This window comes from Candidatus Methanoperedens sp. BLZ2, assembly GCF_002487355.1.
Taxonomy (GTDB): domain Archaea; phylum Halobacteriota; class Methanosarcinia; order Methanosarcinales; family Methanoperedenaceae; genus Methanoperedens.
Map to the genome: position 1 here is coordinate 1 of NZ_NTMG01000078.1, position 12,390 is coordinate 12,390.

The window sequence follows — 12,390 nt, forward strand, 5'->3', positions numbered from 1 at the left end:
CGGTTGTCACAAATTCAGATTTCTAAACAATGATTGAATATTCAGACAAGCTCTAAGATAAAAAGCAGCTGTTTTCAAGTTTTCAAGGTTATGTTTGGCTTCAACTTTCCCAATTCCATTAAGTTTCATTGCAGTAATATATGAAGCGTCTTCAAGTTTATTATCAGCGGCACCTCTACCAATCCACCAAAGAGCCGATATAAATAAATTTGTGATTTCAAATTCCTTTTCAGCACAAACTTTTCCGACATCTCCAAGTGATGTTATTACTAACATTGTAGAGTTTTTCAACTTATTATTAACTGCAACCTCCCCAATCATATATAGGTTATTCAGTATCTCAATAGTAAAACTCTCATCATTTTTATCGGCAGCGATTTTTCCTATTGTTGTAAAGTTATGAAAAATATGTTTCGATATTTCAGATTCACTTTTTTCATCAAGAAATTCATCATTTAACATACATTTAGTAGAATTTCCAATTGTTTTCAATCCATATCTTACTGTCTCGTAGTCATAACTTATCATTGAACTTCGCACAATGTCAATGATTGGTTGAATCGAGTCTTTTTCCATATCAACGACAGGATAATACTGTCTTTCTTTAAAATTTTTTACATCTTTAAACGCGGATAAAATATTCTCAACTGTTATCCTTTTTGCCAGCTTTTCAATCAAAGTAGAGGGTTTCAAGAGTTCAATAATATTCAAGATATAAGGAACTAAAGCTACAAATGAAAAAATACCAAGAAAATATGCAGACCAAATATGAGCATCAAATTCAGATAAGTTGTTATTGTTAATTAGGTTCAATAATCCAAGTCCGAATACAATAGCTATCAAGTATGTTTCTACAACAAACCACAAGCTAGGAGTATTTTTGAATACATCTATTACTCTAAACGAATATTTTGAAGCAGCAATTTCTACAGCGACCAGACTAACAGATATAACTATTGCAAAGACTGCTACTTCACTTTGAACTAATACGCTTAACATATTTCTTGTATTTTCTAAATCTGTATGCGGCGGAATCCTTAAGTAGGAAAAAAGGACAGGTAAAAATATCATAAATACAATTAATAAAATCAAATAGATTTTAGTTAACTCAAACAATTCACGCAATAAATCTATCTTTGATTTAAGTTCGAATATGACATTTTTCAGGTGAAAATTCCATGACTCCTTTATTGGCATACTAAAGAATATTGATAGCTGTGAAGCATATAAAACTATTGAAACAAATTATAAATATAGAGACTAAAATCTTATTCATTTGTCATCGGTTAACGATTTTGTTGCACAACTTTGAATACCTTCTATAATCCAATATAGCGATTTTCCATTTTAAGCATTAGAAACTGACATAAAAAGTGCTACTTTTTGAATTTAAATATCTTAAACCGATGACGAATGAAATCTTATTAACTATGTGAGAAAATAATAGAAATGAGGAGCTTAATATCGAAAATAAAATAATATTTTTTAAAAGTAATCTTAACACTTTTTCGATAATATATTCAGTTCAGTTTAATGAGGAATGGTTCAGAGTAGAGTAACTACAATTCACTATGACCCTATAAAAATGTTAAGAAGTTTAATCCTAATAAATAGAGTTGTATCCTATATTCACACCGCCACAGATTGAATCCATCCCCCTCTTCAATAAACAAATTATATATAGCAACCAGACCGAATGTACATATCCAATTCTTGTCAGGGGTTATCTCATGAAAACTGATTCCATAATAAGCTGCGGTTGCCTGCACCCGGATCACAAAGTCGCGATCAGATATTTTGAGGATGGAAAAGTCTATTCTGTCCAGATAGAATCCAATCTTGCCTGTTCCCAGGGCTGCCTCTACTGTTATGCCTCATCCACGGATGCTCCTCTAAAAGAACTTCCGAAAAAGAACATAATTGAGGTGCTGGATTCAGCAGCCGATATGGGTGTCCTGGCTATTGACTGGCTTGGGGGCGATCCTCTTATGCGAAGTGACTGGTATGAATTAATGAAGTATGCCATGGATAACGGATTAACAAACAATATCTGGACAAGCGGGATGCCATTAGAGAACTATGATGTGGCCAAAAGAGCAGTTGAGATGTCAGAAGGGGGTTTTATCTCGGTGCATCTTGACAGCCTGGATGAGGAAATATATGGAAAATTGCATACAGGTGACCCAAAACTAAAGATAAATTCTATCCTGGAAGGGCTTGATAATATCCGGGCTCTTGGTAAGGATAACATCATTAATTGTATCACATTCACTAAACTTGTAGCAGGGGAAGACGTCAATAAAACGATCAAATATTTCTTCGAGGATATGGGAATAAGAACCTGCCTTACCCAGATGTGCAAAGCAGGGCTTGCAGAGGGACATCCTGAATGGATCCCGGAAATCGGGGAAATAAAAGAAGCATGCAGTACAAGAGATAACGTTAATTACCAGGATTCTGCACTTTCCATGGGTTCAATGGATACCAATAAATTCTATTGCGGTGGGATGATTTGTGTGACCGTGGACGGGGATGTAACTCCATGTTCGGTGATCAGGAAAGGTTTTGGAAATATTCATACATCATCATTGGAAAATATTGTCGAACGATACCGGGATGACCTGCTCTTTACTCATATCAGGGATCCCGGGAAAATGCAGGGACACTGTGGGAGCTGTGAACATAATTCAGTGTGCTGGGGATGCAGGGCTACGGCATATTACGAATGCGGGGATATGCTTGCGCCAGACCCGAAATGCTGGATGAACTATCAAAAAATTTCATCATGATTAATGTCAACAACAAACAAATAGAACTGGTACTTATGAACGAAATTAGAAAAGGGAAAAAATTAGATTTTACCATAGCAGACGTAAATGAAATTTACGAGGGCCCTGTCGGTGTATTATGGGAGATACTGATGGGAGAACAGATCCACGTTGGCGGAGATTCACAAACAAATATCATGGCAAGAAAGGCTGGAGTGAATAAGAATACCAGCGTGCTTGATGTATGCAGCGCACTTGGCGGCCCGGCGCGGCACCTGGCAAGGAAGTTTGGGTGTAAAGTAACAGGTCTTGATGCCACAATGAAAATGGTGAACGAAGCCACAAAAAGAACCGAGAATGAAGGGTTAACGCATCTTATCACCTGTAAACCGGGGAATGCGCTGGATATGCCTTTTAAAGCTGCCGCATTTGATATTGTCTGGGGGCAGGACGCATGGTGCTATGTAACTGATAAGGAGAGGCTCATAAAGGAAGCCCACAGGGTTTTAAAACCTGGAGGGATCATTGCTTTTACTGACTGGATACAGGCTGGTAATATGACAGACAGGGAATGGGAAGGCCTCAATAGTTTTATGGCTTTCCCTTATATGGAGTCACTCGCCGGATATGAGCAAATTTTAAAACAGAATGGTTTTGTTATTACCGAAAAAGAGGATATGACAACTGATTTTGCAAAGTACTGCCATATTTACCAGGACAGGGTCAGAAATGAACTTAAAGGAACGATTATTTCACAGTATGGCGCGCAAATGTGGAAGGCAGCCGATGATGGACTTGCATTATGGGTCAAAGCTGCCGATGAAGGAAAAGTTGGCTGGGGAAGAATAATAGGGAGAAAGGTTTGATTTGACCCGGGAGAATGCTATCGTCATAATGGCCAAAGCGCCCTTACCCAACCAGGTAAAAACAAGGATGATCCCATCTCTTGACCCGGGGACAGTATCCGGCCTTTACCATAATTTCCTGCTTGATAAGATAGAACAGGTCAAAAATATTGAAGCGCAAGCTTTCATTGCCTATACACCTGAAACTGAGTTTGCTTTCTTTCAAAGCATCGCACCTTCCGGATTCAATTTGATCAAACAGACCGGCTCCGGCCTGGGGGAGAGACTGGCTAATATTTCAAGAAGTCTGTTTGAACAGGATTTTAAGAAAGTTTTAATGCTTGACAGCGATTCCCCAAACCTGCCTGTAGAGTATATAAAGAAAGGGTTGGAAAAACTCGATAATTGTGATATTGTCATTGGCCCATGTGAGGATGGAGGATATTACCTGATCGGCCTGAGGGAAAGCCAACCTCTGATTTTTGAAGGCATCCCCTGGAGTACATCCGGGGTAACAGAATTGACGATGAACAAAGCGCAAAGCTCAGGCTTGATCGTTTCTCTTCTTGAGAAGTGGTACGACATAGATACAATAGAAGATCTCCAGCGATTAAAAAATGAAATGTATTCCTCAAACAACCAAAAAAACAGTTTTTTATGTAAAAATACCTGCTGTGCAATTCGCAAACTTCAAGAGAAAACACAAATTATATTAGTTTATCCCCTAATTTGAGTAATCCATGGGAACAGAGAAATCAAGAAAATTATTCGATGAGGCGAAGAAGCTACTCCCCGGCGGAGTAAGCAGCCCCGTCAGGGCAATAAAACCATATCCATTCTATACAAAAAGAGCGAACGGCTCAAAGTTAACTGATATTGATGGTAATGAATATATCGATTACGTAATGGGTTACGGGCCATTGCTTCTTGGCCATAACCATCCTGCAATAAAGGAAGCTGTGATCAAACAGCTTGATGACGGCTGGCTTTATGGAACCCCGACCGAACTTGAAGTGTCTCTTGCGAATGAAATTATCAAAATATACAAGAGCATCGACATGGTGCGATTTGTCTCCACAGGAACCGAAGCGACAATGGGGGCTCTGCGCGCAGCAAGAGGTTTCACCGGGAAGAACAAATTCATCAAGATAGAAGGGGGCTTTCATGGCGCACATGACGCGGCGCTTGTAAAAGCGGGTTCAGGCGCAACAACCCTTGGCACGCCCGATTCTGCCGGAGTCCCTAAGGATTTCACGAAGAATACACTCCAGGTGCCATATAACGATATCGAGGCCATGACAGAAGCGATTGAAGCCTATAAAGATGATGTTGCGGCAGTAATTATGGAGCCCGTACTTGGAAATATCGGGCCGATATTACCAAAAAAAGGATATCTGAACGATGTCCGCGCAGTAACAAAAGAAAATGATGTTGTATTGATCCTGGATGAAGTGATCACAGGATTCAGGCTTGCCATGGGTGGGGCGCAGGAGTATTACGGTATAACTCCTGATATGACTACCTTAGGGAAGATACTTGGCGGCGGTTTCCATATCGGTGTGATCGGGGGAAAGCGTGAAATAATGGAGAAAATTTCACCTGCCGGGCCTGTTTACCAGGCAGGAACATTCAATGGCAGCCCGGTTTCGATGACAGCAGGGCTTGCCATGATAAAAACACTCAAAAAAGAGAAAGTCCATGGCAAAGTGAATAGCGCAGGGGATTCATTAAGGTCAGAGTTATCCGATATCATAACCGATATCGGGCTTGATTACAACGTGAGCGGTGTGGGGAGCATGTTTAAGGTATTCTTCGGGGATATGCCTTCTAATTATCAGGAAGCCCTGAAATGCGACACAGCTAAATTCAATGTATTTTTCAAGAAAATGCTTGATGACGGCATCTTCCTGCCCCCGTCTCAGTTCGAGACTAACTTCCTGTCACTTGCCCATTCAAAAGATGACATAGAAAAAACATTAAAAGCTTACCAACGGAACCTGAAATGAAAAATCCCAAAAAACCATTGCGTATAGGAACAAGGGGCAGCAAACTGGCTCTTGCCCAGGCAAATCTCGTGAAAGATCTTCTTTCAAAAAACGGAATAGATACGGAAATTAAAATAATCAAAACATCAGGTGATACATTCACAGACAGGCCGCTGCATGAAGTGCAGGGTTTCGGGGTCTTTGTGCGTGAAATCGACGATATGATGCTGGCTGGCGAGATAGATATCGCTGTCCACAGCATGAAGGATGTTCCTACCGAACGTCCTCCTGAACTAACAATAGCTGCTGTAATGAAACGCGACTCACCCTATGATTTCCTGCTTACACGCAACAATACGAAATTAAAAGATCTTCCTGAGGGTTCAATCATTGGAACAACGAGCTTGAGACGGCGCGCCCAGCTATCCAGGTACAGATCAGGTTTTATCATAAAGGAGCTACGCGGTAATATCGACACACGTCTTCGTAAACTTAAGGAAGGGCAATATGACGGTATTTTCCTTGCGCAAGCCGGACTTGAGAGACTGAAATGGGATCTGCCCGGAGAACGCCTTGATCCTGACGATTTTGTCCCATCTGCTAACCAGGGAACAGTGGTCATAGTTACCAGGAAAGATTCAGAAGCGCAAAATGCAGTCCTTGTTTTAAATGACGAACAGACGCGGCTTGAGACAAGGATCGAACGCATAATAATCGGGATCCTTGGCGGCGGCTGCCTTGTTCCCATCGGGGCTTTCGCACAAACAGAGGGAAATGAAATACATGTCCGTACTGAAGTTCTCTCAGTGGATGGGAAGCGTTGCGTAAAAATAGATGAATTTATAAACCCCGCTGAGTATGAAAAGGAAGCCAAGCGAATCGGTAATGAGTTGAATAAAAAAGGCGGCGGCAAACTTGTTGATGAGGCAGTAAAAATGTTTGCAGCCAAAAGAGGATAATAATGAACGGGAAAGTTTATCTTGTAGGCTCAGGTCCAGGTGACCCGGAGCTTCTGACGATCAAAGCAAAAAGACTAATAGAGAGCGCCGAGGTCATTCTTTATGACCAGCTTCCTGGTAAAGCGATACTTGACATGCTGCCGGAATCGGCAGAGAAAATCGATGTTGGTAAATATGCCGGGAACCATAAGCTTTCCCAGTGGCAGATAAATGAGCTTCTTGTCAAAAGGGCAAAAGAAGGAAAGATCGTCCTGCGCTTAAAAGGCGGAGACCCGTATCTATTCGGCCGCGGAGGCGAGGAAGCCCAGACTCTTGCAGCAGAAGGTATCAAGGTCGAGGTAGTACCAGGGATCACTTCAGCAATTGCAGTCCCTGCTTATGCAGGAATTCCAATTACGCATCGCGATTATGCATCCATGGTCACTTTCATAACAGGACATGAAGATCCTGACAAGGAAGAAACAGCTCTTAACTGGGAACTTCTTGCAAAATTTGAAGGAACACTTGTTATCCTGATGGGCGTCAGTATGCTGGAACGTAATGTAAAGGAATTAATGAAACATGGTAAATCCGTAGATACACCGGTAGCTGTTATCGAAAGAGGAACACGGCCCGACCAGCGGGTCACTATTGGAACGCTCGCTGATATTGTTGGTCTTTGTAAACAGCGAAAGGTGAAAGCTCCGGCAGTAACCGTAATAGGTGATGTTGTAAAACTGCATCATGAACTTGCTCCCTGATAGATCGAAATGAAAGTAATAGCCATTATGAGACCTGCCGGTTACCTGGCAGAGTCTGTCAAACTTGCATCTTCAATGGGTTTTTCCACTATAACAGCGCCTATGATCGATGTAATGGATAAAACCGATTCAAATTTCAAAGGGTTCCTGGATCGCATAATGGGGGGAGAGGCAGATTATATCATATTCACAAGCGCTAACGGGGTCGAGTTCACTTTATTGAAAATTAAATACCCTGATGAATTTATTGAACGGCTCAATGAAACCAATGTTATAGCGATCGGCCCGAAGACAAGAGATGCATTGTTGAAAAACGGAATTCACGTCACTATGATGCCCGGTTCTTACAGTTCTACAGGTCTTGTTAAAGAACTTTCAGGAATAGAAGGAGCAAATATCGAGATCGCAAGGAGCAGCCATGGAGCTCCTGAACTTGTAAGAGGTCTTCTTGAAAAAGGAGCAGTTGTGCATGAGACCCAGGTATATCAGATCATCAGCCCAAAAGATGAACGACATGTTGCGCTTTTCAAACGGGCGCTTGCAGGTGAAGTGGATATTTTTGCATTCACAAGCACAATGATGGTCAGGAATTTCATGGCGCTTGCCCAGGAAATGGGAGAAAAAGATGAAATCATCAGGATTATGAATCAAAAGGTGGTAGCAGCTATTGGTAAACCCACTCGTGATACATTGATCGGGTTTGGGGTAAATGTGGGTGTCATTCCCGAACATTATACTTTTGAGGAAATGCTCCTTGAGTGCAAGAAGCATGATTGTTGACTTACTAAAAGGGAAAAAATAGTATTTTGATAAGGAAAAAGTAGAGAGGATATGTTCATTCCATGTCACTTCCTCCCCGTCAGATAATCGATCATCGGCTGGGTAACAAGCGGCACGACATCATCGATCATATGCGGCATCAGGTTATCCATGACCTTTGGTAAAAGTTCAGGCATCTGCTCTGCCATATATGCAGGCATTGGAATTATCTTTCCAATTTTTTCAAGCATCACTGGCATTACCTCTGGCATCATCTTCGGAAGAAGGATCGGGAATAGCACAGGGAACAATGGCTTCATCAGCGTAAGAGCCCCCGGTACTTTGCCCATCGCCCGCATCATCGGCCCCATTCCATAAGGCATTGCATCGATAAGCTCAGGCCACATGGTTCCCATAAGATCTGCAAATCCCCTGGGTGTCATAAGGGCTATCATCTTCTCAAAGACAGCCCATTGCACCTGTACTTCAGGTTTGGGATCGGGGAAATCATATCCCAGGGCTGATGAAGCAAAAGTCGCAAGATCAACCACTTCGATCGGAATTTTTCTTGCATCTGCGCTTACCCTGAGCTGGAACTGGCAGCACGGGCAAAGAGCAAGAACCTTTTGTGCGCCTGCTTCAACAGCTTCATCAAGACGTATCTTTCCAATACCTGCTGCCGTTTCTGGCTCCTTCAGGAGCGTCAGCACAGAGCCGCAGCAGTGAGCCTTTTCCCTGTTTGAGCTCATCTCAACGAACCTGACACCAGGAATTGCCTTTATAACATCACGCGGCGGGTCGTAAACACCTGATGCGCGTCCAATATGGCATGAATCATGCCACGTCACCGTAACAGGTTTTTCCACGCCGGTTTTGAACTTGAACTCACCGGATTTGATTTTCTCTGATACGACTTCACTATAATGCTTTGTGTTTATCTTGTAATCGATACCGAGTTTTTCTGACCATTCAGGATATACCTGCCGCCACATCATATCACATGCAGGGCAGGAAGTAATCACAGTATCAGCTCCGGCTGCTTTAACCGCGCTGATATTCTTTTTCATGGTTTTTTCAAAGGTATCCCATTTGCCTGCCACCAGCATTGGCGTAGCACAGCAGTTCTCCTTCTCGCCAAGATACGTAAAATCAACATTTGCCGCATCAAGGAGGCGCACGCTTGCCATACCTATGTCTTTTTCAACAAAACTTGCTGTGCAGCCAGCAAAATAAACATTCTTTGATTTATGCATGGGTCCATGCTTTTCCTTAAGGTTCTCAGGGAACCATTTTGAACGGTCTTTCCTGTAACCTGCCCAGATATTTCCCTGTGAATTCAGAGCTTCTGTCATCATCTCAAATGGCGGGAAAGTCATCTTCTTTTCATCATTTATCAGTTTGCCGCGAAGCTTCATCCATGAAGGTTCGATTGGCAATGCTGCCGAGCAGCGCAGGTTACAAAGCTCACAAGTCGTGCATGAAATGACCGTGTCCACCATCTTCTGGTCCCATTCAACGTGCCCTTCCATGTACTCCCGCAGCCAGTACCATTTACCTCTTGGGCTCTGGCTTTCCCAGCCGCGCCCATAGAACTGGTCACATTCATCAATGCAGTAGCCACACTGGGAGCAGCTGTAAGCATACCATGCCACATCTGCCGGGATATCCCCTACCTGTTTTTGCGGCCTTTCGCCAATAGTAGTAGTAACGGAATTTCCAAGCGGACGGATAACCGGCTCAAAAGTGCCAGCTATATCCAGGGCTATTCCCATAAGGCTGCTGCCTGTGACCTTTCCGGGATTCATTATATTTTTCGGATCGGTCTTGTTTTTGAAAGTCCGTAATCGATCCATTCTTTCTTTACCTAATATGGAGTCAGCTTTTTTCGAGAAATATAAGCCTGTGGCATAGGGTCTCCCGCCATGTTTTTGTGCGATCTTCATAATTGAAAGCACAAGACCGAATACGAAACTGTAACTGAATTTTCGCTGGTCGCCGGGAATAAATCCCAGGATGACAACTTCAGGTTCACCGTTTATCCCGTTACGGATGATCACGCCTTCCTTTACTATTGGCTGGAAAACCTTGTTCTGGATCTCACCCATTACATCGCCAAGGCTTGAAAGCGGAATTATTACCTCAGCAGGTACAAGTGAAGGGCCAAGCCGCTTTACGACCATGAGTTTGAAACGATTTTCCCATTCATGCCCTGCAATTTTGTCACTCAGGACTTCAGCTCCAAATGAATTCACAAGATCAGGAAGTGCTGCCCTGACAGTTGAACTGTCTTTTTTACGAAAAGCAAGTGTAAGAATATATTTAGCAGGAAGCATTACACGCTCTTGTGCTGCATGACCGCCGTGTTCCATAACAGGAGCGCGGTTTTTCATTTCAGCCATCTGCGGGTTGATAAATACCATTGACCATATAGGAAGCTTTGATCCAATGATAGTATTCACAAGTTCCTGCAGCCGATTTGCATCAGGACAGGCAAGCCCTGCAACTTCAATATCTTCATAAGGCTGTATACGCAGCGTCACTTCTGTAATTAGTCCTGTTATGCCTTCCGCATCAGCTATTAACTCAAGTTCATCACCTGCAAAATCCTTTACCTCACCTGATGGTAATACCACTTTTGCCCTGACAACATTTTCACGAAAATAGCCGTACTCATAGCTTCCGATACCTGCGCCGCCCTGCGCCAGCCATCCTCCCACAGTTGAAGAAGGATAACTTGTGGGATATAACCTGATCGTCAGGTTTTGTTTTTTTAGTTCTGCATCAAGCTTCTCCCAGGTGATCCCGGGCTGTACTGTGACAATAAGGTTATTGGCATCGATAGCAAGGACTTTTTTCATCCTGTAAAAATCCACAACTATACCTTTTTTGACTGGAATTGCTCCCCCATATCCGGAAGTAGCCTTGCCTCTCGGTGTCAGGGGAACATTACTTAGGACTGCCCATTTTACTATCTCAATGAGTTCTTCCTCATTTTGAGGCTGAACTACAGCGTCAGGCGTTGTATTGCCAATTAAAGGCTTCACAAGTGCGGGAATGGCAGCAATATCATGACCATACAGCGTTCGTTCAACAGGGTCAAAGGTCACACGGGTTTTGAATTTTTCTTCAAGATATTCACGTTTGTTGAGGTTCATAATAATCATTGTTTTTGTCAATACCATACATAACCGTTATCAAATATAAAGTTATGCACAATAAAAAGTTTCATTATTTCTACAGGCACTTATATATATCAAACAAACAAAATAGTGCTGTGGTATTATGGTTTTATCCTCCAGGTTTCATTCAAGGTCATATCCTGTTATTTTCCTAGTTGCCATAGGCGTAGCTGCAATAATGATATACCCGTTCATTACTTCATTGATCCTTGCTGCAATAACAACATATATATTCAGGCCAATAATCAAGAAGATGGAGTCACATAAGCTATTTTCTCCAGCGCTTGTACTCCTGATGGTCATCATAGGAATTACGATCGTTTTGGCGGTTTCATATATAATGAAAAATATTGGCCAGGTATTTGGAGATATTACCGGACTCAGCGGCAAGATCATATATTTTATTTCTGTGTTTTCAGATGCTATTTCGTCATTGGGATTAGGAACTTATATTGATGTACCTCTTGGAGTCCGGGAGATAACTTCCGCAGTCTCATCAATTGCGATCAGCCTTGTATCGGATTTTGTTACAACTATCCCTCTTCTGCTACTCGATATAGTAATATTCATGTATGCGACTTATTATTTTATGCGAAATGGTCCTCAAATTATATGTTCTGTTAAAGACTATGCATCAACCCTCCCGCAAGAAGATGAGAAATTTATATCAAGTATTATAAATGGCCTGAGAAAAAGCTTTGATGTACTCATTATGTCGTATATAGGAATGGCTTTGATCATATCAGCATTTTCTTTTATTGGGTATTATATATTTGGAGTGCCACATGCGTTTCTCCTTGCAATTCTTACAGGACTATTCGGTTTTCTCCCTGTTTTTGGAACATGGATGGTTTATGCTCCGGCCGCAGCATATATGTATTATATCGGAAATACATTTGCAGCAGCAGGCGTTCTGGTTTTTGGTGTGGTTATACTATCTGTTTTTATCCCTATGGTCTTGCAGCCGTATTTTGGGTCCAAACAAGCTGATATCAATCCGCTTGCAATATTCATTGGTTTTTTTTCGGGGCCTATTATTTTCGGAGCAAAAGGGTTGCTTCTGGGCCCGATAATTATTGTTGTCGTCCAGACAATTATCTATGAATATATTACATTCAGGATAGATGAGAAAGAATCCTGTGATTTATGATAAAT

10 protein-coding genes are annotated in these 12,390 nt (G+C 42.1%); 8 read left to right on the top strand and 2 right to left on the bottom strand.

The genetic code is table 11. The features are described 5' to 3' along the window. Nucleotides 1-6: 6 nt before the first annotated feature. Nucleotides 7-1,197: a DUF2254 family protein gene (locus CL181_RS16385; protein ID WP_097300402.1), complete on the bottom strand. Its 1,191-nt coding sequence runs from the start codon at nt 1,195-1,197 to the stop codon at nt 7-9. Nucleotides 1,198-1,730: 533 nt separating this feature from the next. Here CL181_RS16385 and CL181_RS16390 point away from each other — a divergent pair. Genes CL181_RS16390 through CL181_RS16420 form a run of 7 tightly spaced genes read left to right on the top strand, consistent with a single transcriptional unit; the run spans nt 1,731 to nt 8,077 of the window. Further along, entirely contained in the window at nt 1,731-2,789 is a 1,059-nt protein-coding gene (locus CL181_RS16390) for a radical SAM/SPASM domain-containing protein (protein WP_097300403.1), read from the top strand. A gap of 35 nt (nt 2,790-2,824) precedes the next feature. After that, the gene (locus CL181_RS16395; protein WP_097300429.1) at nt 2,825-3,634 is read left to right on the top strand and encodes a class I SAM-dependent methyltransferase; all 810 of its coding nucleotides are present in this window, start codon (nt 2,825-2,827) and stop codon (nt 3,632-3,634) included. Nucleotide 3,635: 1 nt separating this feature from the next. After that, nucleotides 3,636-4,346: a TIGR04282 family arsenosugar biosynthesis glycosyltransferase gene (locus CL181_RS16400; RefSeq protein WP_097300404.1), complete on the top strand. Its 711-nt coding sequence runs from the start codon at nt 3,636-3,638 to the stop codon at nt 4,344-4,346. A gap of 7 nt (nt 4,347-4,353) precedes the next feature. Beyond that, the gene (hemL, locus tag CL181_RS16405; RefSeq protein ID WP_097300405.1) at nt 4,354-5,619 is read left to right on the top strand and encodes a glutamate-1-semialdehyde 2,1-aminomutase; all 1,266 of its coding nucleotides are present in this window, start codon (nt 4,354-4,356) and stop codon (nt 5,617-5,619) included. Nucleotides 5,620-5,636: 17 nt separating this feature from the next. Next, nucleotides 5,637-6,557, top strand: a complete 921-nt coding sequence (gene hemC, locus CL181_RS16410) for a hydroxymethylbilane synthase (RefSeq protein WP_097300430.1) — start codon at nt 5,637-5,639, stop codon at nt 6,555-6,557. Nucleotides 6,558-6,559: 2 nt separating this feature from the next. After that, nucleotides 6,560-7,297: a uroporphyrinogen-III C-methyltransferase gene (cobA, locus tag CL181_RS16415; RefSeq protein WP_097300406.1), complete on the top strand. Its 738-nt coding sequence runs from the start codon at nt 6,560-6,562 to the stop codon at nt 7,295-7,297. Nucleotides 7,298-7,306: 9 nt separating this feature from the next. Continuing rightward, nucleotides 7,307-8,077, top strand: a complete 771-nt coding sequence (locus CL181_RS16420) for a uroporphyrinogen-III synthase (protein WP_097300407.1) — start codon at nt 7,307-7,309, stop codon at nt 8,075-8,077. 65 nt (nt 8,078-8,142) lie between these two features. Here the strand turns inward: CL181_RS16420 and CL181_RS16425 are convergent, their stop codons facing one another. Further along, nucleotides 8,143-11,232 (bottom strand): FAD-binding and (Fe-S)-binding domain-containing protein, encoded by a 3,090-nt coding sequence (locus tag CL181_RS16425; RefSeq protein WP_217993203.1) that lies wholly within the window; start codon nt 11,230-11,232, stop codon nt 8,143-8,145. A gap of 106 nt (nt 11,233-11,338) precedes the next feature. On the opposite strand from CL181_RS16425, the gene CL181_RS16430 reads away from it, so the two are divergent. Further along, entirely contained in the window at nt 11,339-12,385 is a 1,047-nt protein-coding gene (locus CL181_RS16430; RefSeq protein ID WP_097300408.1) for an AI-2E family transporter, read from the top strand. Nucleotides 12,386-12,390 lie beyond the last annotated feature (5 nt).